Origin of the sequence: Saccharopolyspora spinosa NRRL 18395 (assembly GCF_000194155.1) — a bacterium.
Classification (GTDB): domain Bacteria; phylum Actinomycetota; class Actinomycetes; order Mycobacteriales; family Pseudonocardiaceae; genus Saccharopolyspora; species Saccharopolyspora spinosa.
The window spans coordinates 1,915,609-1,940,132 of record NZ_GL877879.1 but is presented as its reverse complement, the minus strand read 5'-3'; the positions used below and the strand labels follow the sequence as shown (position 1 = coordinate 1,940,132).

The window sequence follows — 24,524 nt, the reverse complement described above, 5'->3', positions numbered from 1 at the left end:
TGAGGGGCACTCGGTGACCAACTGGATCGGTCACCGAGTGCCCCTCGCCCAGCTCGGCCCCATCCAGCTAGGCGCAGGGCGCACCGTCGACACCTCGACGGCGGACCAGCGCCGCCGGCTGAGCGAAATCCGGGGCCAAACGATCGAGGCATGTTCGGCGGCGGGGTTCGACGCCGTGGAGATCGGCAATCTGCATTCCTAAAGCCGCTCGGATGGAGCGCTCACGGCCGAGGACAACCTGGCGTTCGCGGCAGAACTCGCGCGAGTAGCCCACGGCGCCAGGACACCTGGACGACGCAACCGGCCCCTTAGTCCGATCGTGGGATGATCTCAATGCAGACCGGGCTGATCATTTGGGAGTCGGAAGAGGACGACGCGCTGCAAGAGGGAAGCGGACCGTTGCTCGTCGCCGATGGCGCGCTCTGCACCCGAACGGACACGGGGATCACGGTTGTCTCCTGAACCCGGTGGCGTTTGCCTAGATGATTGATTCCGTGAAGTTGGTGTTAGTGGTCGTAGGCAATGAGTGATCGTTTGCTGGTCACGCCGGTGGTCCAGTTGTGCCAGATGCCGGCTGCCATGGCGAGCAGGCGTTGGGCGACGCGGGTGAATACGCCGGCTGGGGTGCGGCCTCCGTGATGTTCGAGGCCGAGTTGGCCTTTGAGGGTCTGGTTGACTGACTCGATCCACTGGCGTACGCCACCGAGGTTGCCGTTGCGATAGGTCTCGTCCTTGCGGTCCGGGCGCAGCAGACGCACAGCCTTTTCCTCGGTGAGTTCCTTGAAGGATTTGCCGGAGAATCCCTTGTCTGCCAAGAGGACTTGGCCGTCTCGGATGAGTGGGTGGTTGTGGTCGAGCAGCGCGGCGAGGACCTGGCGTTCGCCGATTTTGGGGTGGGCCAGGCACCACATGATCGGCATGCCGTCGCCGGTGCAGACGAGGTAGAGCTTGAGGCCCCAGTAGAACCGGGAGTGGGAGGCGCAGTAGCCGTAGCCGGCGTGCCCGGCCAGATCGGACCGTTTGACGGTTTCCCGGGACATGCCGCAGGGCACGGGGGTGGCATCGGTGATCCACAGATCGTCGAACCAGGACGGGCAGCACGAGGCCAGTATGAGAATGGTTTTGCACAGCAACGGTTCCGCAGATTTGAGCCGTTTGTGATAGCCGGACTGTTTCGGCAGGAAGCGGAACATCGCCCGCCACTGCGGAGTGCTGTGGATATGCCGAATCCAGCGGCGTTCGCTGTGGTAACCCAGCAGTACCTGGGCCACCGCCAGGCACACGAGTTCGCTGTCGGTCAGTTCGGGTCGGCGACCACGGCCGGTACGGGCTGGCGCCACATGGTCGTCGACCAGCACGTACAGTGCGGTCAGGAGGGTGTCTAGGTCATTGCTCACACATTGATCTTGGACGCCCTCCTCCCATGTCCACATCCCGGCCCCACTTCACATGATCTTCACGGAATCAATCATCTAGGTGAGCTCACGTGAGCCCGTGGGGTGGCCGTAGCAGCCCAGGAGTTGCAACTTTCGCTCGCGGCTTCGGTGCGGCCACTGGATCGGGGGCTTTGGGAGGCGGTCCGGGGGAGCTGGCGCGACGCTGGAGGTCGTCGTGTTGGGAACCGTGTGGCGGTCATTCGTGCTGGTACGGCTGCCTTGTGGAGGAGGCCACGCATGAGCGGTGTGCAGCCGGGCTCCGATCGTGTCGCGCACTTGTGGGCCGTCGACGACCTCGATGGGCTTGACTTCGATCCGTTCCTCACCAGGCTTCTCGGGGAGGAGCCGGTCGCTCGGATCCGGCTCCGCTTTGGCGAGGGCGACGCTTGGCTGGTCACCCGGCACGAGGACGTCAGGACCGTCGCCTCGCATCCCGGGCTCAGCCGCGCCGCCACCGTCGACAGACCCGTCACCAGCATGACTCCGCACGTCGTCGGGCTCCCCGGCGGCATCGGGCGCACCGATCCTCCCGATCACACCCGCCTACGGCGGCTGCTCTCGCAGAGCTTCACCCCGCGCCGGGTGGAAGCGATCCGGCCGCGGGCGGAGCGGATCGCGGACGACCTGCTCCAGCGCGTGGCCGCGCAAGGCCCGCCCGCGGACCTCGTCGGCTCCTTCACGGGACCACTGTCCACACAGGTCATCAGCGAGCTCATGGGCGTGCCCCGCCTGGACTGGCCGCAGATGCACTCCTGGCGGCAGATCTTGTTGTCCAGCAGACATTCCCGCGTCGAAGCGGACGCCGTCAAGTCCGAGCTCCGCCAGTACTTCACCGACCTGGCCGAGCGGTCCCGGAGGAAGCCGGGCGATGACGTGTTCAGCGGTCTGGTCGCCGCGCGGACGGCGGGCGAGCTCAGCCAGGCCGAGCTGATCTCCCTGGCCGTCATCCTGCAGCTCAACGGCATGGACGCGGTCCGCAACAACAGTTCGAGCATGATCTACGCGCTGCTCACCCACCCCGAGCAGCACGCGCTGCTCGGCGATGGCCGGGTGCAGCAGGCGATCGAAGAGCTGTTCCGGTATGTGCCGCACCGGAACGGCGTCGGCCTGCCGCGCATCGCCACGGAGGACATCCGCCTCGGCGATGTCACCGTCGCGGAGGGCGAGGCCGTGTACGTCTCATACCTCGCGGCCAACCGCGATCCGGGGATCTTCGCCGACCCGCACCGGTTGGACATCGAACGCGGCGACAACCCGCACGTCGCATTCGGGCACGGCACCCACTTCTGCGCCGGAGCCGCACTCGCCAGGATGGAAGCGCAGGTCGTGATCTCCAGCCTGCTGCGGCACTTCCCACAACTGCGCCTGGCGTGCGGTTCGGAGGAGATGCGCTGGCGTCGCGGAACGATCAACCGGGGCCCCGAGTCCCTGCCCGTCGCCTGGTGATCCGGGTCCGACGGGGTCGTGCGGCAATGCCGGTTCTTGCCACGCACGACTCCTCGGCGTCACGCCGTGACGTCGGCGAAGCGGTCGACCTGGTCCGGGTCGGGGGACCAGCAGTAGAGCATCGCCTCGTCGGCGCCGAGGTCCTCGAGGCGTTGAAGTTGGGCCTTCAGGTCGTCCGGGGTGGTGACCAAGGCGTTCGCGAAGTTCGTATTGCCGTAGTACTCCGTCATTTCGGACCGGGCTTCGTCGGCCACCGAGTCCGGGCCGATAGCCGCGTTGAGCTGACCGACCAGGCGGGGCTTGCCCGGGCGCTCGTAGGTCTGCCAAGACTTTTCGGCGAGGCGGAAGGTCGTTTCCACGTGCTCCAGCGGGCCGGCCGCCAGGAAACCGTCGCCCCAGCGGCCGACCCGGTCGATCGCCGCCGGGACGAAGCCGCCGAACAGGACCTCCGGCCGGACAGCCGGGCCGATCGGGCCGGCCTCGTCGCTGTGGGGCTCGCCCGCCCAGAGCCGGTGCATGACCTCCAACTGGGCGTCGAGAATCCGGCCGCGGCGCCTGATGTCCGCACCGGCGGCGGCGTGGTCGTCCTCGCGGCCCCCGACACCGATGCCGAGGGTGAAGCGATTTCCGCTCAGCTGGGCGAGAGTTGCGCTCTGCTTCGCCAGCAGCGGGGTCTGGCGCAGCGGCGCCAGCAGCACCTCGGTCTGGACCCGGATGCGCCGCGTCGCACCGGCCAGAGTCGCGAGTGTCACCAGGGGTTCGGGGTTGTCGTACACCAGGCGGTCCAGCAGGCCGAGCGTGCTGAACGGGCCGTCATCCGCCCGTTGCGCCCACGTCAGCAGGGCGGTGGGGTCGGCGATGGGCAGGCCGAGGCCGATCCGCATGATTTGCGCCTCCAAAAGGGCAGGGTGAACGCCTGTGCCGCCCCCTCGTTTCGCGCAAGCGCGTTCCCGTTCTGCGGCGCACTCCTGGGGAACCTGATCAGAGTGCCGCCAGGCTATCGCAGCCGCCGCCCACCGCACACCCGATTTCCGGAACCGCCAGCCGGGGCTGGGCACGAGGATCGGTGGTGCATCGCCCCTCCACCGGTTCATTGACTGCCCAAGGGCTTCGAATTACGTTCGCCTGGCAGATGATCAACCGAGCGCGGCCAACGGAGGTTCGGCGATGTGTCAGGAGTGCTGTCGGCCTTCCCCACAGCTCCGGATCTCCCGCGCGCAGTTCCTGAAGCTGGCCGGGCTGACCGCCGCCGGAGCGGCGGTCTCCGCTGGTTGCGCGAGCGGTGATACCGGCGCGGGGTCTCCGGGCGGGCGGAAGCTGATCGACAACGTGCGGGGCTTCACCCTGACCGCGGACGGGCCGCGCGCGTTCGGCAGCCTCCTGATCGAGGCGGACGGCCGAGTCGGCGGGCTCGACGTCGGTAGCGCCGGTGGTGCGGAGCGCATCGACGGGCGCGGTCGCGTGCTGATCCCCGGTCTGCACGACGCGCACGGGCACTTCGGGCAGCTCGGTGCCAACGTCTCGCAGCTCAACCTCGCCGGGACGAAGTCCCTGCAAGAGGCGATGCAGGCGCTCAAGATCTTCGCCGCGCAGCACCCGGAGCGGCAGTGGATCCTCGGGCGCGGCTGGAACGACGTGATCTGGGGACTCGGCCGGCTGCCGTCGGCGGCGGACCTGGACGCGGTTGTGCCCGACCGGCCGGTGTGGCTGGTCCGGGTCGACGAGCACGCCGGGGTGGCGAACTCGGCCGCGTTGCGGCAGGTCGGCGTCACCCGCGACACCCAGACCCCGCCCGGCGGCGAGATCGTGCGCGGGCCCGATGGCACCCCGACCGGGGCCTTCGTCGATGCGGCGCAGGGCCTCGTCGAACAGCACCTGCCGAAGCCGACGGTCGAGAACATCAAGCAGAACTTCCTCGCCGCGCAGCGCAAGCTCAACGAGGTCGGGCTCACCTCGGTCAGCGATGCGGGCACCAGCGCCGCCGAACTCGCGGTGCTGCACCAGCTCGCGAACTCCGGCGAGCTGACCATCCGCACCAACTCGTTCCTGACCTACGACGCCTTCCACGAGCTCGGCACGAAGGCGCGCACCGACTCCGCCGCCAACGACATGCTGCGCGTTCGCACCGTCAAGCTCTACATCGACGGCGCGCTCGGCAGCCACGGCGCGGCCATGCTCCAGCCCTACGCCGACGATCCGGGCAACTCCGGGCTGCCGCAGCTGGACACCGCCGAGCTGAAGAACCGTGTCACACAGGTGATGCGGGCCGGCTTCCAGGTCGCCACGCACGCCATTGGCGACGCTGGGAACCGAATGGTGCTCGACGCCTACGAAGCGGTCATGGCCGAAGTCGGCGGCGGCATGCGGCACCGCATCGAGCATGCGCAAGTCCTTGCGGTGGAAGACATTCCGCGACTTCGGGCGCGCGGCATCATCGCCTCGATGCAGCCGGTGCACGCCACCGACGACATGAACATGGCGGAGAAGCGCGTCGGACACGGCCGCATCGCGGGTGCCTACGCGTGGCGGACCATGCTCGACCAGGGCATCACCATCGCCTCCGGCTCGGATTTCCCGGTGTCCTCGGAAAATCCCTTCGACGGCCTGCACGCGGCGGTCACCCGCACCGACCGCGACGGTCAGCCCGTCGGCGGGTGGTACCCGGAGCAGTCGATGAGCCCGGAGGAGGCGTTGCGCTCGTTCACCCTCGACGCCGCGTTCGCCGCGCACCAGGAACGGGTGCTCGGCGGTCTGGAGCCGGGCAAGTGGGCGGACTTCGTCATCCTCGACCAGGACCCGCTGGACCCGCCGCCCGGCAGGGCTCGCTGGCAGACCAAGACCCTGCAGACCTGGGTGGGCGGCCGCCGCGTCGGCGAGTACGGAGCGCTCTGATCTGCCGAGGCTCACCCGGGTGGCGGTCAGTTCTTTGCGAAATCGGGCCCCTTCCAGGTGAAAATCCTGCCGATGCGGTAGTGGGCTTACCGCAGTGGCCGGATCCTGGTGCGCTGCCGCGCGCCTAGCGTTTGCGGCACCTGCTGCCGAGGAAAGCGGCCACGTCATGACGCAGACCGTTAGCAATTGGGTCCGGACCGGTACCGAACGTCCGTTCCCGTACGTGTTGATGTACCACTCGGTGGCCACCTATGCCCGCGATCCGTACCTGGTGACCGTCGATCCGCAGCGCTTCGACCGCCAGCTGCGCTGGTTGCGCCGCAACGGGCTGCGCGGGGTGTCGATGCGCGAGCTGATGCAGGCGCGCCGGACCGGGGGTGGACGTGGTTTGGTCGGCTTGACCTTCGATGACGGCTACACGGATTTCGTCCACAATGTACAGCCAGCGCTGTTGAAGCACGGCTGCACCGCGACCGTTTTCGTGATCGCCGGGCGGCCCGGCGGGCACAATGCCTGGGACGCCGATGGCCCGCGCAAGCGGTTGTTGACTTCCGAGGAGATCCGCGAGGTCGCCGACGCGGGGATGGAGGTCGGCTCGCACGGGATGCTGCACCAGCGGATGTCCGAATTGGACGATGGCGAGCTGATCGTAGAGGTGGCCGAGAGCCGGGAGCTGCTGAGCGAACTCACCGGCCAGGACGTGAGCGGATTCTGCTACCCGTACGGCGATGTCGACCTGCGGGTGATGAACACGGTCGAGGCGGCCGGGTACGACTACGCCTGCGCGATCTGGCGTTCGCCGCTGTCCAGTCGGCACGCCCTGCCACGCACCTACGTGGGGGACCGGGACGGCTCGCTGCGACTGCTGGCCAAGCGACTGCGCCACGAGCTGAAGATCAAGCGCTAGAGGTTCGCGCGCGAAACGTCGAATTCGCGTGAAATCGCCCCCAATCCGGTGACGGGTACTGCGATTTCGCGCGAATTCGTCATGTTTCCGCGCCGCTGCGCCGGACTGATCCGCGGGACTCGTCAGGATTCGGTAAGCGCGCTCCCCCCGCTGTGGGAGAACCGGTCGGTAACAAGGTGCGAGAGTGCTTTGAGCACGGCGAACTGGGGGAGGAACCGTGACTGAACATCCGCTTGCGTTGGCGGTCAACGGCCGGGAACGCCTGTTGGCGGACCGGCTGATCGCGTTCGAGCCGAGGATGCCCGAACGCACCGAATCGGTGGTCGTCGTCGGGTTGGGCTACGTGGGATTGCCCACCGCGTGCGCGCTGCAGTCGCCGACGGCTCAGGTCATCGGCTTCGACATCAGCGAGGACCGCTTGCAGGCCATCAAGGCCGGCGAGGTGGACATGCCCGAGCTGGAGCGGCGCGCATTGACTGCTTCACTGGCCGCCGGCGACCTACAGCTGTCCTGCGATCCGTCGGTGCTCGCCGGCGCGGACGCGGTGATCGTGTGCGTGCCGACGCCGGTCGACACCGCGCACCAGCCGGACCTGACCGCCTTGCGGGCGGCCTGCGAGACCGTCGTCGCGTTCGCCCGCCGCGGTCAGACGATCATCCTGACCTCGACGACTTTCGCGGGCACCACCCGGCAGCTGCTGGTCGAGCCGCTGGAGCAGCGGGGCATGCGAGTGGGCACCGACGTGCACGTCGCGTTCAGCCCGGAGCGCATCGACCCCGGCAACTTCGACCACGTGCAACGGGAGACTCCGCGCGTCGTCGGAGGCGTCACACCGCGGTGCGCCGATCGGGCCGCCGAGGTCGTGTCGCGGATGACCGATTCGGTGTACCTGGTGAGCTCGCCGGAGGCTGCCGAACTGACCAAGCTCTACGAGAACATCTTCCGCGCGGTGAACCTTGCACTGGCCAACGAGATGGCCGACGCGTGCTCGGTGCTCGGACTGGACCCGATCGAGGTGACCATCGCGGCCGGGACCAAGCCGTACGGGTTCCTGGGCAGCTTCCCGGGGCCCGGGGTTGGCGGGCACTGCATCCCGTGCGACCCGTACTACCTGTTGTGGCAGCTGCGGCGGGAAGGCGTCTCGGCGCCGGTCATCGAACAGGCGATGCGCTCGATCGACCAGCGGCCCGGCCAGGTGGTGCAGCGCGTGGTGGAGATGCTCGGCGACGCGGGTATCGACCACTCCGGGGCCCGGGTGGTGGTCGCCGGGGTCAGCTACAAGGCGGGTGTGCGGGACCTCCGTGAGTCCCCGGCGCTGCCGATCCTCGCCGGGCTGCGCCGGATCGGGATCGCCGTGCACTACTTCGACCCGCTGCTGCCGGAGATCACCCTGGCCGACGGCACCCGGATGGTCAGCGAGCCGGCGCCGCGCGGCCGGGACTGGGACGTCACCGTGCTGCACACCTTGCACCCCGGCGTCGACTACGGCTGGGCGCGGGACTGCCCGCAGGTGCTCGACGCGACCTACCAGTTCGACGCCGTGCCGCACCGGCGCGTGCTGTGAGGGGATGGCGCCGATGCTCCCCTTCGACACGTCCACGCCCGCGGTGGTGTTCAAACTCGATCCAAATGTCATGCACCACGGCGGACTCGGGGTGATCCGCAGCCTCGGCCGGGTCGGGGTGCCGGTGTACGCCGTGCAAGAGGATTCCCTGGCCCCGGCCGCGCATTCCCGCTACCTGCGCGGGCGTTGGCTGTGGAGCCCGGATCCGGCGGAGACCGACCGGATCCGCGACGGGCTCGCGCAGCTGGCCGATCGGATCGGCCGGCCGTCGGTGCTGATCCCCACCGACGACGCGGCCGCGATCTTCCTGGCCGAGCACGGTGACCCGCTGCGGCCGTACTTCCGGTTCGCCCAGCCGGCCCGCGATCTTCCGCGCCAATTGGCCGGGAAGTACTCGATGTTCCAGTTGTGCCGCCGACTGGACGTGCCGTGCGCGGAGGCGACGCTGATCGGCGCGTGGGACGAGGCGTTGGAATTCGCGGACGAGGTGGGGTATCCGCTGGTGGCGAAGCTTTCCGCGCCGTGGCTCGGGGCGCCGGGCGGGGTGCGCAGCACCACGATCGTCCGCGATGAGGAGGAGCTGGCCGAGCTCTACGGCCGCTGCGGGGACGCCGCCGTCGGTGGCCTGATGCTGCAGGAGTTCATCCCGGGCGGGCCGGGGCACGACTGGTTCTTCCACGGCTACTGCGACGCCGCGTCGGTGTGTCGCCCGGCCTTCACCGGCGTCAAGGAGCGCTCCTATCCCGCGCACGCGGGGCTGACCAGCCTCGGGCGCTGCGTGGAGAACGAGGCTCTGCTGAAGGAATCCGCGAAGCTGCTGGAGCAGTTGGCGTTCAGCGGCATCGTGGACCTCGATTTCCGGTGGGACGCCCGCGACCGGCGCTACAAGCTGCTGGACTTCAACCCGCGGCTGGGCGCCCAGTTCCGGTTGTTCCGCGACGACGCGGGCGTGGACGTCGCGCTCGCGTCCTACCTGGACCTCACGGGGCAGGAGGTCCCGGCGGGCCGGCAACCGGTTGGCCGGCGGTTCCTGGTGGAGAACTACGACCCGATCGCGGCGCTGCGGTATTTGTGCCGCGGCGAACTGGGGTTGCGGTCCTGGGCGTCGTCGATGCGCGGCGTGGACGAGACTGCCTGGTTCGCCCGCGACGACCTGCTGCCGTTCGTCCTGATGTGCCTCTGGATGGTCTGCCGCGCGGTTGCCCGGCCGTTGCCGTTGCACCGCCGCACCCGACATCCAGCGCTCGCCGAGCCCCAGTACGTCCCGGGGCGCAATCACGCCCTGGGGAAACCGATCAGACGCCGCCGCAAGCGGCTGTTCGAGGAGTGCAGATGAGCGATCTCGTTGACGTTGCCATCGTCGGTGCCGGGCCCTACGGCCTGTCGCTGGCGGCGCACCTGCGCCGGGCCGGCCTGTCCTACCGGCAGTTCGGGTTGCCGATGAACCTGTGGCGCGCCCACATGCCGCGCGGCATGTACCTGAAGTCGCAGGGCTTCGCCTCGAACCTGTCCGACCCGGACGGCACGCACACGCTGCGCAACTTCTGCCTGGAGACCGGGCGCCGCTACGCGGACTACGGCGTGCCGGTGTCGCTGGAGAACTTCGTTGACTACGGCGAGTGGTTCCAGCAGGGCCGCGGCCTCGACGTGGAGGAGGAGCTGGTCTCCGACATCGAGCAGCGGCCGGGCCGGTTCGAGCTGACGTTGAGCAGCGGGGAGCGCGTCGAGGCGAGCCAGGTGGTGGTCGCGGTCGGTGTCGAGTACTTCGCGCGGATCCCGGGGGTGTTCTCCGAACTGCCTGCCGAGCTTTGCACACACAGCTCGGTGCACGACGACCTGAGCTCCTTCGACGGTCAGGACGTGATCGTCGTGGGTGCCGGGCAGTCCGCGCTGGAGACTGCGGCGCTGCTGTACGAGAACGGCGCCAACGCGCGGCTGGTTGCGCGCGCGCCGAGCATCGCGTGGAACGGGAAACCGCTGCTCCCGGATCGTCCGCTGTGGAGCCGGATGCGCGAGCCGGAGGCCGGGCTCGGTTCGGGGCTGTCCACCTGGTTCTACTCCGAGCACCCGAAGGTGTTCCGGCACCTGCCCAGGGCGACCAGGATCTACCGGGCGCGCACCGCGCTCGGACCGGCCGGAGGCTGGTGGCTGCGTGAGCGGGTCGAGGGCCGCTTCCCGGTGCACGTCGGGCACCGGCTGGACTGGGCAAAGGCCACCGGCGATCAGGTGCGGCTCGGGGTGCACGTCGGCGGCGAGGTCCGCGAGTTCACCGCGGACCACGTCATCTGCGCCACCGGCTACCCGCCGGAGATCACCCGGCTGCCGATGCTGTCGGCCGGGCTGCGGTCGGCCATCCGCACGATCGACGGAACGCCGCGCGTCGGCAAGGACTTCGAGTCGTCGGTGCCGGGCCTGTACTTCGCCGGGCCGCTGGTGGCACCGAGCCACGGGCCGGTCATGCGGTTCGTCTACGGCGCCGACTACGCGGTTCGGATGATGACCGCCCGGATCGACGCGACCACGGCGCGGCCGGTGGTCGTCGGGGGTGCCGGATGAGCGTGACCGAACCCGCCGTGGCGCAGCCGTGGCCGCTCGCCGCGAGCGGCCACGGGCTGCGGGTGCGGCGGCAGGTCGGGGGCTGGTTGCTGCCAGCCGTCGACATCGCAGTGCTGGTGGTGCTGATCCCGGTGGTCGGCGTGCACTGGCTGTTCGGCGCGGGTTTCGCGCTGGCGGCGCTCGTGGTGCTGGCCGCGCAGGGCCAGCACCGGCTGCGGATTTGCCTGCGGGTGTCGGACCAGCTGCCGCAGCTCGCGGTCGCGGCCGGTGCACCGCTGGTGCTGCTGCTGCCGTGGCACTCCGGCGATGCGCTGCTCCTGATGGGCGTCTCAGGGTTGGCCGGCCTGCTCGTGGCTCGCGGTGGCCTGTACTCGGTGCTGCGCGGCGGGTATCGGCGCGGGCTGCTCAACGAGCCGACGCTGATCGTCGGATCCGACGCGCTGGCCGGGGAAGTCGCCGAGCTGGCGGCCGACCATCCCGAGTTCGGGCTGCGGCCCCGGTTGCTCACCCAGCCGAGCGGGTTGGCGGAAATCCTTGCCGCGCAGCGCATCACCCGGGTGATCGTGTGCTCAGACGACTCGTACCTGGTCGCCTTGGTCCGCGTTTGCCGCCCGCTGCTGGCGGATGTCTGCGTCGTGCCCCGGCTGCACGAGCTGGGCATGGCGTTGCCGCGCGCCAGCATGGACGAGATCTGGGGCGTGCCGCTGATCCCGCTGCGCCGCTTCGGTCACAGTCGCGCGGGCGCGCTGGTCAAGCGCGCTTCCGATGTAGTCCTCAGCGGACTGATGTTGTTGGTGTCGGGACCGCTGCTGCTGGTACTGGCCGCGCTGGTCGCGCTCAGCGGTGGCGGCAGGACGTTCTTCCGCCAGCTGCGCGTGACGCGGACCGGGCGGACCAGCGAGGTCGTCAAGCTCCGCACCGTCAACGGCGACCTGGGGCAGCACTGGTCGGTGACCGCCGACCAGTGCACCGCGCTCGGACGCTGGCTGCGCGGCACGCACCTCGACGAGCTGCCGCAGCTGGTCAACGTACTGCGCGGCGACATGTCGCTGGTCGGGCCCCGCCCGGAGCGGCCGTACTACGCGGTGCGGTTCGGGCGGGAGATCCCGCGCTACGCCGACCGGCACCGGATGCGCGGCGGAATGACCGGCTGGGCGCAGGTGCAGGGCCTGCACGGCGACACGTCCATCCCGGACCGGGCGCGGTTCGACAACCAGTACATCGAGTACTGGTCGCCGTGGTGGGACGCCGTGATCGTGGCCCGCACGGCCGCGATCGTCCTGCGGGCGGCCGGAACCCGACGCCAACGCCCGCGCCGCTGCGAGAAATGACCCGGAAGACCAAATGGGGGAAGCAATGAAGGTATTGCACGTGATCACCGGGCTCGGTGTCGGCGGCGCCGAGCTGCAGCTGCGGTCGATCCTGCAGCACACCAAGCACGACTCCGACGTGGTTTCGCTGTACAACCCAGGTGACGTGGCCCAGATGATCAACGGCGACGGGGTGCGGGTGCGCGACCTCGGCATGACCCGCAACACCCAGGTCGGCGCCATGCTGCGGCTGCGTGACGTGATCCGCGAAGGCCGCTACGACGTGGTGCACACCCACCTGTACCGGGCTTGCGTGTACGGGCGGCTCGCGGCCCGGCTGGCCGGCACCAAGGTGGTGGTCTCCACCGAGCACTCCATCGGCGAAACCCACCTGGAGCGCCGGCGCATGACCCTCGGAGTCCGGGCGCTCTACCTGGGCACCGACCTGTGCTCGGACGCCACCATCGCGGTTTCCGAAACCGTCGCGGAGCGGTTGCGCAATTGGGGCATGCCCGCGCGCAAGATCACCGTCATCCCCAACGGCGTCGACTTCGGCCGGGTCGAGTTCGACGGGGCCGCGCGCGCCCGGGTGCGCCGCGAGCACGGGATCAGCGACCAGGCCTACGTGGTCGGCGTGCTCGGTCGCCTGGACCCGAACAAGCGCTTCAACCTGGTGATCGACTCGATGGCCCCGATGCTGGGCCAGGAGACCAAGCTGCTGATCGTCGGCGACGGGCCGGACCGGGCGCGGCTGGAGGCGGTGGCCCGCGAGCACGGCGTCGCCGAGCACGTGATCTTCGCCGGGCAGCGGCACGACGTCGCCGCGATGCTGTCCGCGCTGGACCTGTTCATCGCCTCCTCCGAGCAGGAGACCTTCGGCCTGTCCGTGCTGGAGGCGATGGCCAACGGCATCCCGGTGCTCTACACCACCTGCCCGGCGCTGATCGGCATCGAGACCGACCGGGCCCGCCAGGTGGCCGGTAACGCGGAGCGGATGCGCGCGGAGATCGCCTCCGAGATCCTGGCCGCCCGGCCGCGCGCCGACGAGCCCGCGATCCGCCGGGCCTACGGTATCGAGGCGGTCACCGACCGCATCGACGACCTGTACGCGCGGCTGTGGCAGCGGCGCGGCGGCGCCGTGCCGGTGGGGAGGTCGTGATGCGCGCAATGGTCACCGGCGCAGCCGGTTTCATCGGATCCCACCTGGTCGAACGGCTGCTCGCGGACGGCCACCAGGTGGTCGGGCTCGACGACCTGAGCACCGGGCGTGTCGAGAACCTCCCGGTCAGCGATCGGAACCTGCGGATGGTGCAGGGCAGCATCCTGGACGGGGCCCTGGTCGACGAGGTGATGGCCGACGCGGACGTGGTGTTCCACCTGGCCGCCGCCGTCGGCGCGTTCGTCATCCAGGAACACACCCTGCAGGGGCTGCTGACAAACATCCACGGCACCGAGAACGTGCTGGACGCCGCCCTGCGGCACGACGCGCGGGTGCTGGTCGCCTCCACCAGCGAGATCTACGGCAAGAACGACAAGGTCGGGCTTTCCGAGGGCGACGACCGGATCATCGGCTCGCCGCTGAAATCGCGCTGGACCTATTCCGAGGCCAAGGCCATCGACGAGAGCATCACCCACAACTACGTGCGGGAGCTCGGCCTCAGGGCGGTCATCGTGCGGTTGTTCAACACCGTCGGGCCGCGGCAGAGCGGCCGGTACGGCATGGTCATCCCGCGGCTGGTCGCGCAGGCGCTGCAGGGCCGGCCGGTGACGATCTTCGGCACCGGCAAGCAGATCCGCTGCTTCTGCCACGTCGCCGACGCGGTGCCCGCGCTGGTGCGGCTGGCGCTGCTGGACCGGGCGCAGGGCATGGCGGTCAACCTCGGCAACACCGAGCAGGTGTCCATCGAGGAGCTCGCCGCCCGGATCATCGCGATGACCGACTCGTCCAGCGGCACCATCCAGGTCCCCTACGAGGAGGCGTACGGGCCGGGGTACGAGGACCTGCAACGTCGCGTCCCGGACTGCTCCCGCGCGCGCGAGCTGATCGATTTCCGGCCGGAGCGCACGCTCGACGACATCATCCGCGATGTGATCGACGAGCAGGTGCGAGCCGGACAACCCGTGACGGCTTGAGGTGCGGAGGGCGACATGGGGCAGAAGACCGATACGATGCGCCGGCTCATGGACTGGGCTCGGCCCGCGGCGACCGCGCGATCGCCCCGCGGATCCCGACCATCCACATCGGACACCCCCGCGGGCCGGGTCCGGACCGTCAGCCGGCTGGGCGGGTCGATCTGGTTCCTGGCGCTGATCGCGGTGGCGGTGGTGCTCGTCGTGATGACGCTGATGCCGCGCGGCGGGGGACCACCGCAGCCCGGTTCGCTGGCCGTCGCATCACTACCGTTCTGGAACCTCAACAACGGCACGTCGATGGTGGCCCAGAACCGGCAGGCGGTCAACGAGGTCTCGCCCTGGATCTACGGGCTGAGCCAGGACGGCCGGCTGGCCAACCAGTACCCGCATGAGCAGGCCGCCGAGGTCGGCAGGCAGATCGGGCAGCTGCGCGCGGCGGGCATCCCGATCGTGCCGTCGCTGGCGAACATCACCGACGGCAAATGGGCTTACGAACCGGTTGCCAAGATGCTGCACGACCCGGCGAAGCGGCGCTCCCACATCGACGAGATCGTCGAGCTCGTCAAGCGCGAGGACTACTCGGGCATCGACATCGACTACGAGAACCTGCGCGCCGGCGACCGGCAGGTCTTCACCGACTTCATCACCGAACTGGGAAAGGCCCTGGATGATGAGGGGAAGACGCTGGCGGTGGCGGTGTTCGCGAAGGCCTCCGACGCCGGATACGACGAGCGCAACGTGGCGCAGGACTACGCCGCGATCGGCAGGGCGGCCGACGAGGTCCGGCTGATGGGCTACGACTACCACTGGGGCACCTCGCCGCCCGGCCCGGTCGCGCCGATCACCTGGGTCCGGGAAACGCTGAACTACGCCAAGACCCAGATCCCGCCGGAGCGAATCGTGCTCGGCGTGCCGCTGTACGGCTACGACTGGGTGGATGGCAACGGCACCGCGGTGACCTGGCTGCAGGCGTTCCGCCTGTCCACCCAGCACCGGGCGAAGGCCAACTACGACGGGCTGACGCAGTCGCCGTGGTTCCGCTACACCGACGAGCAGGGGCGGGAGCACGAGGTGTGGTTCGAGAACGCCGCCAGCTCCAAGGCGAAGTTCGAGGCGGCGCGCGGCTCCGGCATCCGCGGCGTCTACCTGTGGATGTTCGGCTACGAAGACACCGAAACGTGGCGGGAGCTGCGGCAGACCCTGCCGCTCGACGACGCGCAATGACACCGTAAGCGACTCGTCTACTTTGGAGAGCGGGATGATTCCTTGGTGGGTGCTGGCCATCGCCGTGTTCGGCACCAACTTCACACTATGGGGCTTGATCGGGCTGATGCGCCTGCTCGACTCCTCGACGCGGCGCTGGTGGCAGCAACGGGGCGCGACGTCGGTGTCCGGCCAGCGCGTCGTGGTCGGCCGGGACCGGCAGCACGGCCACGACCGAACTACGCGGGTGGGCGTCGAGGACGTGGCGGTGCTGATGCCGGCCCACAACGAGGAACGCGTCATCGTCGACAGCATCCAGGCGATCACCGCCCTCGTGCCGCCGGAGAACGTGCACGTGGTCTCCGACGGCTCGACCGACCGCACGGTGGAACTCGCGGAAGCGTGCGGGGTGCACGTGATCAGCACGGCGCGCAACGTCGGCAAGGCCGGCGCGCTGCAGGAGGCGATCCGCCGGTTCGGTCTCGTCGATCGCTTCGAGGTCGTGATGCTGCTGGACGCCGACACGCACGTCGAGCCCGGCTACTTCCGGGCGGCGCTGCCGCTGTTCGACGATCCCGCGGTCGTCGCGGTGGCGGGCTGCGTCAGGACGTCATGGCGGGACCGCGCGCTCGGGCCGATCGGCAAGCTGGTGGCCTTCCACCGGCAGCGGATCTACACCATGACTCAGTACCTGATGAAGTTCGGCCAGACGTGGCGGCGGATCAACGCCACCCACATCGTGCCCGGCTTCGCCAGCATGTACCGCGCCGAGGTGCTGCCACGCATCGAGGTCAACCCGCCGGGGCTGGTCATCGAGGACTTCAACATGACCTTCGAGGTGTACCAGAAACGGCTCGGGAAGGTCGGTTTCACGCCGTCGGCGGTGGCGGCCACCCAGGACCCGGGCAACTTCAAGGACTACGTGAAGCAGTGCAAGCGCTGGTCGCTCGGCCTGTGGCAGACGGTCCGGCTGCACCCGCCGCGGGCCAACCTGTTCAGCCTGATGCTGGCGTTGCTGCTGTTGGAGATGCTGGCGAGCAGCTTCATGCTGGTGCTGTTGCCCTTCGTGGCGCTGGCGCTGATCGTGCCCCTGCTGTTCGACGGGTTGCTCGCGGTGCCGGTCGTGGACGACGTACACGACTTCGTCGCCGGTTTCGCGACGCTGCCAGCGCTGTTCTTCGGTGTGGTGGTCCCGGATCTGGTGCTGACGTGCATAGTCGCGGTGTTGCAGCGGCAGCCGAGGTTCCTGCTGTTCGCATGCTTCTTCCTGGCGCTACGAGTGCTTGACGCGGGTATCGCGCTGTACGCGATACCGGCGGCGTGGCTGTCGAAGTCCTCTGGACGGTGGCGCAGCCCCGGCCGCCGCACCATCGACGCGCCCGTCACCCCGCGCACGACCCCGACCAAGTGAAGGCCCGACCGAGTGAGGGCCCGACCGAGTGGGGGCCCGACCTAGTGGGAGAGGGCATCCACGAAGTTCCACGGAGTTCCACGGAGTTCCTCAACGCCTCATTCCAAGGCCGCCCGGAGCAGTGGTGTCGCAATTTCCATTGAAATCGAAGATTCGATTTCAATGGAAATTGCGGAAATCCGTGGAGGCAGACGCAGACGGGGCAAAGGTGCGCTTCACGCGGGAGGGTGTTCTCGTGCAGCTGGGGGAGGTCTCGTCGACCCGATGGCCTCAAGCTGGGGCTGTGGACGTGGTGCGGCTGCTCATGGTGGACGACCACCTCATGCTGGCTGAGGCTCTCAGCGCTCGGCTGGCGGAGGTGCCCGACCTGTGGGTCGTGGGGCACTGCCAGACCAGCGACCCGCGACTGTCCGACGTGGTGCGGCAGTCCCGACCGGACGTGATCACGGTCGACGTGGAACCGGTGGGTGCCGCTCGCATGGTGCGGCGCTTGCAGGAAGTCCGCCCCGCCGCTGGAATCGTGGTGCTGACCGGGAGCCGCGATGCTCGGCAGGCCGTCGACGCCGCACGGGCCGGTGCGGCGGCCTGGGTACCGAAGGAACGCGGCGTCGAGGGTCTCACCGAGGTGCTGCGCGGGGTGCCCCGCGGGCACAGCTGGTACCCGCCGGAACTGCTCGGCGCCGTGCTGCGCGGACTGCGCGAGGACGCCGTGCGGGCGGGGCAGCGCAACGGGCCGCTGGACGTGCTCAGCGACCGCGAGCGGGACGTGCTCGCCGGCATGGTCGCCGGTAAGAGGGGTGCGCAGATCGCCGAGGAACTGCTGATCTCCACCGAGACCGTCCGCACGCACACCCGCAGCATCCTCGCCAAGCTCCGGGTGCACAGCCAGCTGGAGGCGGTCAGCGTTGCTTGCGCCGCCGGACTGCGCGCGGACGGCGAAGCGGACGGGACCGGCGAGCGGTGAGCGCGGAGCCGTTGCGGGTGGCCACGGTGATCACGCGCCTGGAAGGCGGCGCCGGGGTGATGGCCCTGCGCGGGGCCAAGGCGCTTGATCCGGCCACGCACCAGGTCGCGGTGATCACCGGGTCCGGCCGGCTGCTGGCCGAAGCCGAAGCCGCCGGGCTGGAGGTGATCGTGGAGCCCGCGCTGCGCGCGCCCATCTCGCCGGGCCACGACCTGCTCGCCCTGCACCGCCTGACGGCGTTGCTGAAACGGCGCCGCTTCGACGTCGTGCACACCCACTGCTCGAAAGCGGGTGCGGTTGGCCGGATCTCTGCGCGCCGGGCTGGCGTCGACCGGATCGTGCACACCTACCACGGGTTTCCGTTCCACCAGTTCCAGAGCGGGTTGCGTCGCCGCGGCTACGTCGAGATCGAACGCGGCCTCGGGCGGATCACCGACCTCGCCCTGTGCGTGGGCACCGGAGTGGCGGTCGAGGCGCTGCGGCGCGGGCTGATCGCCCCGGATCGCATCCGCACCATCGGCGTGGCCGTCGAGCACGAGGTGCCGATGCGCACCGAGCGGACCAGGCAGCGCGCCCGGCAGGAGCTCGGGCTGGCACCGACGGACGTCGTGGTCGGTGCGGTGGGGCGGCTGACCTTCCAGAAGTCGCCGGAGGACTTCGTCACGGCGCTGTGCCTGCTGGACCGACCTGGCGTGGTCGGGGTGTGGATCGGCGGCGGAGAGCTGACCGAGCGGATGCGTTCGCGCATAGCCGCGAGCGGGGCTCGCGTCGTGCTCGCGGGCGAGCGCGACGACGTCGCGGAACTGCTGCCCGCATTCGACGTGTTCGCGCTGCCCAGCCGGTACGAGGGCCTGCCGCTGGCCGTCGTCGAGGCGATGGTGTGCGGCGTGCCGGTGGTGGCCACCACCGTCAACGCGGTCAGCGATGTGGTCGCTCCCGGTGAGACCGGGCTGCTGGTGCCGCCACGGCGCCCCGAACTGCTGGCCGCGGCGGTGGCGCACCTGCTGGACTCACCCGACGTCGCTGGCCGGCTCGCCACGACGGCCCGCTCCCGGTTGGGCGACCGCTACCGGACCTCGACCCTGGCCGACGCACTCGTCGGGGTGTACGGAACCCGTTCCTGAAAACGGGTTTCGGAACATCCTGCGTAGCCCGTCAGTGACCGACGGTAGCGGGGTTACCGCAGGAACAGTACTTCCCCGCGCCTGTCGTGTGGACGCCTGCTGCACGTGGAGTAGTCGAGGTCCCCTTCGGGTAGCAGGTGCAACGCCGCGCCCGCTGCATCCGATTTGCCGGGTAGGCACAGACTGCTGTTTTGGGGGAGAGGAGTCGCGGTGCACACGATTACCGATTCGGCGAGGGCGCCTGGACACCAGCGGACGCGGGGCCCAGGTTCGCGAGGTGGCGCGGAGTTGCACAGCCTGCTGCACGATCTCGGGCACGGTCTTGCGACGCTGTCCTATCTCGCGGACGGGTTGCGCGGCGACCCGGCGCTGCCCGGCGATGCGGCGCACCGGCTGCAACTGATGGAACTGGAGCTGGACCGGCTGCTTGAGCTGGTGGCCCTGCGGGCCGGGCAGCCGAGCGAGGAGCTCTTCGCGCCGCGCGAACTGCTGACCCAGCTCGTCGCGGTGAAATCGTTGGCCGGGCAGGCCGAGATTTCGCTGCACACCGACGAGGACGTCTGGATGCGCACCGACCAGACGCTGCTGTGGCGGATGGTGTCGAACCTGCTGGACAACGCGGTGCGCGCCGCCGGGCGCGGCGGCCGGGTCGCCGTGGCGGTTCGCCGCGGCGAGCTCGGCGAGGTGCGCATCGAGATCACCGACGACGGGCCGGGTTTCGGGGACGGACCGCAGGGCGCGTCATCGCTCGGGTTGGGCATCGTGCTGGCGCTGGCGCAGCGCTGCGGGGCCGACCTGCAGATCGACTCGGAGCCATGCCGGGGCACGTGTGCCGTGCTGGTGTTCCCGTCCGGCTGCGCGGCCTGAGCGGGGGGAACGAGAACATGGTCGATCTGGTACTCGGCGACGATCACGTGATTTTCGTCGATGCGCTGGTCGCGACGCTGCCACGGCACGGTTGCCACGTCGTGGGAACCGCACACGACGTGGCAGGCGTCGTCGAGGCGGTCCGGGAGCATCAGCCCGACGTCTGCCTGCTGGACCGCTACTTCGGCGATGACGACGGGCTGGACGCGATCGGCGAGATCCTCAACGCAGGCGGGAGAACGAGGCTTCTGGTGCTCACCGCCGACGGTGATGTCCGGGGCATGCGCGATGCGCTGGCCAAGGGGGCGGCGGGGTACGTGCACAAGATGTGCGGGCTGTCGGTGCTGGCCGGGGCGATCCGCGGGGTCATGGACGGCGAGGCCGTCGTCGAGCTGGCGGCCTCGCGGGCGCCCCGCCTGGCCGGTACAACGGACGCCCTGCGGCTGGCGTCGCACCTGACCGCGCGGGAGCGGCAATGCCTGCGGCTGCTCGTCGACGGTGCGCACACGATGGCGATGGCCAAGCAACTGGGGGTGGCGCCGACGACGGTGCGAACGCACGTGCAGTCGGTGCTGACCAAGCTCGGGGTGCACTCCAGGCTGGAGGCGGCGTCGTTCGCGATACGCCACGGCTTGCTCGACGACGAGCGGATGCTCGTCGCGGGTTGATGACTGGGGGTCCGTGAGTCCCTTTGGACCCGCGTCCGAAGGGACTCACGGTCGGCTCCCACCCAGGCCCCGAGCACCTGGTGCCCTGGCGATTTCGCGCGAAATCGCCAGGCGCTACAGCACGGCTTGGATCAGGTGGGGGCCTGGTTCGGCGTGCGCCCTGCGGAGTGCGTCGAGCAGCTCCTCGCCGGTGGTGGCTCGGCTGCCGGGCACGCCGAAGCCTCGCGCGACCGCCGTCCAGTCCACTGCGGGATCCGCCAGGCTGGTCAGGCTCGCCGCCACCGTGCCCAGCTCGTCGGCGCCCGCCCGCTGGAGCTCGGCTTCCAGGATCCGGTAGCGGGAATTCGCGCAGATCACCGTGGCGACGTCGAGGCTCTCGCGGGCCTGCGTCCACAGCGCCTGGACGGTGTAGGCGGCGCTGCCGTCGGCCTGGAAGTTGATCACCGCGCGGTCCGGGCAGGCGATCGCGGCGCCCGTGGCCGCTGGAATGCCCATGCCGATCGCGCCGCCGGTGTTGGTCAGCTCGGTGTGCGGTGGCGCGGCAGCGGCGATCGCCGGGTACGCCGCCCCGGAGGACACCCCTTCGTTGACCACGATCGCGTGCTCGGGCTGGGTCAGCACGATCGCCGACGCGATGCTCGCCGCCGTCAGCGGCCCTTCCGGGGACTGCACCTGCGGCCGCTCGGCGCTCGGCAGATCGGCCGCCGTGCTGCCGGTCGCATCCGCCAGCGCGCGCAGTGCTTCGACGGCGTCCTGGTCGGTGTCGGCCAGCGTGTGCACCTTGAGGTCGTTGGGTAGCGGGAAGCTCGGCATGCCGCGGTACCCGAAGTACGCCACCGGCGTCCGCGCGCCGACCAGGACCAGGTGCGAGAACCCGTCGAGGGCCTTGATCACGTCCGCCGGGAGGTGCGGCAGCGACCGCACTGGCGGGATCTGCGGGCCGCGTTCGATGCGTGCGAAGGAGCGTTCGGCCAGGACCTCGGCGCCGACGGTCGACGCGATGCGCGCGGCGGTGCGGATGCCTTCGGCGCTCAGCGCGTGCCCGCCCAACAGCAGGGCCGGTCGCCTGCGGCCGCTGGACAACAGCTTCGCGATCGCGGCGACCTGCTGGTCGTCGACCACCGGCCGACCCGGTGGGGCAGGGACCTCCGCGGGCATTCCGCCCTGGCCCCACATGTGGTCGGCGGCGGCGATGAGGGTGGCGGGCAGCCGCTGCTGGAGCGTTGCCTGGTAGGCCTCGACGAACTCGACGGCGGTGCTGGCCGCCGAGGTGGTGCGGCCGACCCAGCCGGACACTGGCCGGGCCAGGGACTCGATGTCGCTGTTCAGCGGGGCGTCGGCGGGCTGGTGCCAGGTGGCGTGCTCGCCGACGATGTTGATCATCGGGGTGCGGGCGCGCCGCGCGTTGTGCAGGTTCGCGATGCCGTTGGCGAATCCGGGGCCCAGGTGCAGCAGGGTCATCGCGGGGATGCCCGTCATGCGCGCATAGGCGTCGGCAGCGCCGGTCACCACGCCTTCGGACAGGGCCAGCACCGCGCGCACACCGGGGACCTGGTCGAACGCCTCGACGAGGGGGATCTCGGTGGTGCCGGGGTTTGCGAAGCAGGCCTGGACGCCGGCCGCGGTCGCCGTGGCCAGCAGGCTCTCGGAACCCTTCACGTGCCGCTCCTAAGCATCTCGCTCCGATGCCGTCCGCATGGACGTATCTCGCTGCCATGCTCGCCGCCACCCGCAGTCCGAGCAAACGCCGAGCGGGGGCACGAAGACTGCTCGAGGGCACTGCCTCCGAGGCGGCGAAGCCGCCGCCAACTGGCGCGGCCACCGGTTCTCGGACGTCCTTCGCCGACAACGGCCCTGGTCAGGCGCGTCCGCCCGGACATCGCCCGAGCCTCCGCTGAGCGACCACCCACGCGAAACGTTTTCGGAAACAGGTCCTAAGGTGTCGAACTGGACCAACCGGACCGTGGAGGAGACGTGGTGCGCGAACGGATCTCCCGCCGCCTGCTGATTGCGGTGCTGCTGGTCGCAGGCCTGGCCGGTTGCGCAGCGCCGCCACTTCACGACGCGTCGTCACCGGCCCCGGTGGTGGAGCCGGCACTGTCCGAACACGACATGCCGGTGATCCGCACCGAGCACGTGTACTCCGAGCACCGCCGGGCTCCAGTGCGGCTCTACCTCGCGTACCCGGATGGGCTGGAGTCCACAGCGGACCTCCCGATGGTGCTCTACCTGCACGGCCGCGACGGCGTCTGGCCGACCCCGATCCCGTACGACACGCTCGCGTCGCTGGAACGGCTGTACCGCGAGGGCTCCATCCCCGCCTTCGGCTTCGCCGTCGTCGACGGCGGCTACAACCCGTACTGGAACGACGGATCGGCCAACGGCGACCTGGCCGCCCTGCTCCACGACGAACTCCCGCGCTGGCTGCGGGAGCACGGCATGGGCGACGCCGGCGGCCGGCCCTTCGCGGTCGCGGGCATCTCCACCGGCGGCTTCGGCGCGCTGAACTACGCCGCCGACCGCAACCTGGCCGGTCACCCGGTCGCGGCGGTCGCGGAGGTCGCCCCGGCCCTGCAGGTGAGCTGGGAAGCCATGCGGGAGAAGGAAGCCTTCGCCACCGAGGAGGACTGGTCCGCAGTGGACCCGCTGCGCCGCCTGGGAGATCTCGGCGGCGTGCCGGTCGGTGTGTGGACCGGAGACGAGGACCCGTTCCTGGACGGCATCAACCGCCTGGTCGACGAATACCCCAACACCCCGGTGGTCTCGGTCCTCCCGGGCGGTCACGACCCGTCGGTCTTCGAGGTCATCGGCCCCGAATTCGTCACCTTCCTCGCCGACGCGCTACCCGGCCTCCACTGAACGCCTCGCCGCTTGCTCCGTCGGCATTGAACGGGCGTACTGATCCAGACCCTGGATGAAAGAATGCTGCGCTTCGGTGGCGATGGTAGTGACGGCACCGCTGATGGCGATAACGGTCTCGGTGGCGACTGCGGCCATGCGGATCCCGGCGGCGAATCAAGTCGCTCGTCATATCAACCGATCAGACGAGCGATGTGACGCCCGGCTTGCGGCCTGCCTCCGTCGTCCCAGGTTCACGACTCACACTTGGTGAGTGACCAGGTGTTGGAGGAGGAGCCGGGTGAGGGTTTCCGGGGCTTCTTCCGGAATCCAGTGCGAGACCTCTTCCAACATCTCGAAGCGGTAGGGGCCCGTGACGTGCTCGGCGGTGGCCAGCGCCGCCGTTGAGCCGATCGCTACGTCCTCGGTGCTCCACACGTACAGCGTCGGCACGGTGATCGGGCCGATCTTGTGGTTGTCGAAGCGGTGCGCGCGGTACCAGTTCAGCGCCGCCTGCAACGCGCCCGGCTCGATGAACCGCCGCACGTAGTCGTCGACGTGGTGCTGGGGCACGCCCGGATAGTAGATCTGCCGCAACTTCTTGGCGTTGTCCGCCAGCAGGGCCTTCTCCGCGGCGGAGGACCGGTACGCCTGGATGTACGCCGAGCGCTGGTGCTGGTCCTCGTCGGTACGCATCGCCTCGCCGAATGCGTCCAGGTGCGGCACCGACACCGCGGTCAGGGTGCGGACCCGGTCCGGGTGCTCGGCGGCGGTCGCCCACGCCACGGCGGCACCCCAGTCGTGGCCGACCAGGTCGAAGCGCTGCCAGCCGAAGTGTTCGGCGATCGCCAGCACGTCGTCGACGAGCAACTCCAACCGGTAGTCGGCGACCTGCTCCGGGCGCACATCAGGGGAGTAGCCGCGCTGATCAGGCGCCACCGCGAAGCACTCCGCGCCGCCGAGCACCGACAGCTGTTCACTCCACTGCACCGCCGCCTCCGGGAAACCGTGCAGTAGCAGTACCGGGCGGCCGTCCTCGGGACCGGCGGTCAGCGCGTCGAACTTCCCGGCAGGAGTCGGAATCTGGATGTACTCGGCCACCCGTCCACTGTACTGGCCGGTGAATCGGCCGATCACGGCCTGCCAAGCGACGCGGACCCGGCCGCTTGAACAGATAAGTTCAGCTTCTCCGGTTCACCGGTCAA

General features: G+C 69.8%; 22 protein-coding genes. 18 read left to right on the top strand and 4 right to left on the bottom strand.

The features are described 5' to 3' along the window. Positions 1 to 13 precede the first annotated feature (13 nt). Together SSPN_RS0128080 and SSPN_RS61825 are read left to right on the top strand one after the other, a co-directional pair. Positions 14 to 202 (top strand): hypothetical protein, encoded by a 189-nt coding sequence (locus SSPN_RS0128080; RefSeq protein WP_010311576.1) that lies wholly within the window; start codon positions 14 to 16, stop codon positions 200 to 202. Between the two features lie 131 nt (positions 203 to 333). After that, entirely contained in the window at positions 334 to 462 is a 129-nt protein-coding gene (locus SSPN_RS61825) for a hypothetical protein (protein ID WP_010311573.1), read from the top strand. A gap of 44 nt (positions 463 to 506) precedes the next feature. Here the strand turns inward: SSPN_RS61825 and SSPN_RS0128070 are convergent, their stop codons facing one another. Next, on the bottom strand, positions 507 to 1,397 hold the full coding sequence (locus SSPN_RS0128070; RefSeq protein ID WP_010311571.1) for an IS982 family transposase: 891 nt from the start codon (positions 1,395 to 1,397) through the stop codon (positions 507 to 509). A gap of 276 nt (positions 1,398 to 1,673) precedes the next feature. Here SSPN_RS0128070 and SSPN_RS0128065 point away from each other — a divergent pair, with 276 nt between their 5' ends. Further along, on the top strand, positions 1,674 to 2,882 hold the full coding sequence (locus SSPN_RS0128065) for a cytochrome P450 (RefSeq protein WP_010311569.1): 1,209 nt from the start codon (positions 1,674 to 1,676) through the stop codon (positions 2,880 to 2,882). Positions 2,883 to 2,941: 59 nt separating this feature from the next. Here SSPN_RS0128065 and SSPN_RS0128060 read toward each other — a convergent pair whose 3' ends face one another. After that, entirely contained in the window at positions 2,942 to 3,766 is an 825-nt protein-coding gene (locus SSPN_RS0128060; protein WP_029535786.1) for an LLM class flavin-dependent oxidoreductase, read from the bottom strand. A gap of 283 nt (positions 3,767 to 4,049) precedes the next feature. On the opposite strand from SSPN_RS0128060, the gene SSPN_RS0128055 reads away from it, so the two are divergent. The 14 genes from SSPN_RS0128055 (at position 4,050) to SSPN_RS0127990 (ending at position 20,481) form a co-directional block, all read left to right on the top strand. Further along, entirely contained in the window at positions 4,050 to 5,774 is a 1,725-nt protein-coding gene (locus tag SSPN_RS0128055; RefSeq protein WP_010311566.1) for an amidohydrolase, read from the top strand. 166 nt (positions 5,775 to 5,940) lie between these two features. Next, on the top strand, positions 5,941 to 6,681 hold the full coding sequence (locus SSPN_RS0128050; RefSeq protein ID WP_010311565.1) for a polysaccharide deacetylase family protein: 741 nt from the start codon (positions 5,941 to 5,943) through the stop codon (positions 6,679 to 6,681). 217 nt (positions 6,682 to 6,898) lie between these two features. Beyond that, on the top strand, positions 6,899 to 8,245 hold the full coding sequence (locus SSPN_RS0128045; protein WP_010311564.1) for a nucleotide sugar dehydrogenase: 1,347 nt from the start codon (positions 6,899 to 6,901) through the stop codon (positions 8,243 to 8,245). Positions 8,246 to 8,258: 13 nt separating this feature from the next. Continuing rightward, positions 8,259 to 9,581 carry a carboxylate--amine ligase gene (locus SSPN_RS0128040; RefSeq protein ID WP_010311563.1) on the top strand — a complete coding sequence of 441 codons (1,323 nt, stop codon included), beginning with the start codon at positions 8,259 to 8,261 and terminating at the stop codon, positions 9,579 to 9,581. Next, positions 9,578 to 10,801 (top strand): NAD(P)-binding domain-containing protein, encoded by a 1,224-nt coding sequence (locus tag SSPN_RS0128035; RefSeq protein ID WP_010311561.1) that lies wholly within the window; start codon positions 9,578 to 9,580, stop codon positions 10,799 to 10,801. The genes SSPN_RS0128040 and SSPN_RS0128035 overlap by 4 nt, the downstream gene beginning before the upstream one ends. After that, on the top strand, positions 10,798 to 12,132 hold the full coding sequence (locus SSPN_RS0128030; protein WP_083822143.1) for a sugar transferase: 1,335 nt from the start codon (positions 10,798 to 10,800) through the stop codon (positions 12,130 to 12,132). Before SSPN_RS0128035 ends, SSPN_RS0128030 begins: the two co-directional genes overlap by 4 nt. 25 nt (positions 12,133 to 12,157) lie before the next feature. Continuing rightward, entirely contained in the window at positions 12,158 to 13,270 is a 1,113-nt protein-coding gene (locus SSPN_RS0128025; protein WP_010311559.1) for a glycosyltransferase, read from the top strand. Then, positions 13,270 to 14,244 (top strand): NAD-dependent epimerase/dehydratase family protein, encoded by a 975-nt coding sequence (locus tag SSPN_RS0128020; protein WP_029535785.1) that lies wholly within the window; start codon positions 13,270 to 13,272, stop codon positions 14,242 to 14,244. Before SSPN_RS0128025 ends, SSPN_RS0128020 begins: the two co-directional genes overlap by 1 nt. A gap of 15 nt (positions 14,245 to 14,259) precedes the next feature. Next, on the top strand, positions 14,260 to 15,468 hold the full coding sequence (locus SSPN_RS0128015; RefSeq protein ID WP_010311557.1) for a glycosyl hydrolase family 18 protein: 1,209 nt from the start codon (positions 14,260 to 14,262) through the stop codon (positions 15,466 to 15,468). 34 nt (positions 15,469 to 15,502) lie between these two features. Next, a complete protein-coding gene (locus tag SSPN_RS0128010; RefSeq protein WP_029535784.1) occupies positions 15,503 to 16,858 on the top strand; it encodes a glycosyltransferase family 2 protein in 1,356 nt (451 codons plus the stop codon). Positions 16,859 to 17,039: 181 nt separating this feature from the next. Next, entirely contained in the window at positions 17,040 to 17,822 is a 783-nt protein-coding gene (locus tag SSPN_RS0128005; protein WP_237710760.1) for a response regulator transcription factor, read from the top strand. Continuing rightward, a complete protein-coding gene (locus tag SSPN_RS0128000; protein ID WP_010311552.1) occupies positions 17,819 to 18,946 on the top strand; it encodes a glycosyltransferase in 1,128 nt (375 codons plus the stop codon). The genes SSPN_RS0128005 and SSPN_RS0128000 overlap by 4 nt, the downstream gene beginning before the upstream one ends. 288 nt (positions 18,947 to 19,234) lie before the next feature. Continuing rightward, the gene (locus tag SSPN_RS46180) at positions 19,235 to 19,813 is read left to right on the top strand and encodes a sensor histidine kinase (RefSeq protein ID WP_010311550.1); all 579 of its coding nucleotides are present in this window, start codon (positions 19,235 to 19,237) and stop codon (positions 19,811 to 19,813) included. 17 nt (positions 19,814 to 19,830) lie between these two features. Further along, positions 19,831 to 20,481, top strand: a complete 651-nt coding sequence (locus SSPN_RS0127990; RefSeq protein ID WP_010311548.1) for a LuxR C-terminal-related transcriptional regulator — start codon at positions 19,831 to 19,833, stop codon at positions 20,479 to 20,481. Between the two features lie 114 nt (positions 20,482 to 20,595). Here the strand turns inward: SSPN_RS0127990 and SSPN_RS0127985 are convergent, their stop codons facing one another. Then, on the bottom strand, positions 20,596 to 22,140 hold the full coding sequence (locus SSPN_RS0127985; RefSeq protein ID WP_010311546.1) for an acetolactate synthase large subunit: 1,545 nt from the start codon (positions 22,138 to 22,140) through the stop codon (positions 20,596 to 20,598). A 318-nt stretch (positions 22,141 to 22,458) separates the two neighbouring features. Between SSPN_RS0127985 and SSPN_RS0127980 the strand changes: the two genes are divergently transcribed. Then, positions 22,459 to 23,340 (top strand): alpha/beta hydrolase-fold protein, encoded by an 882-nt coding sequence (locus tag SSPN_RS0127980; RefSeq protein WP_237710759.1) that lies wholly within the window; start codon positions 22,459 to 22,461, stop codon positions 23,338 to 23,340. A 240-nt stretch (positions 23,341 to 23,580) separates the two neighbouring features. On the opposite strand, the gene SSPN_RS0127970 is transcribed toward SSPN_RS0127980, so the two are convergent. Further along, a complete protein-coding gene (locus tag SSPN_RS0127970) occupies positions 23,581 to 24,420 on the bottom strand; it encodes an alpha/beta fold hydrolase (protein ID WP_029535782.1) in 840 nt (279 codons plus the stop codon). Between the last annotated feature and the right edge of the window lie 104 nt (positions 24,421 to 24,524).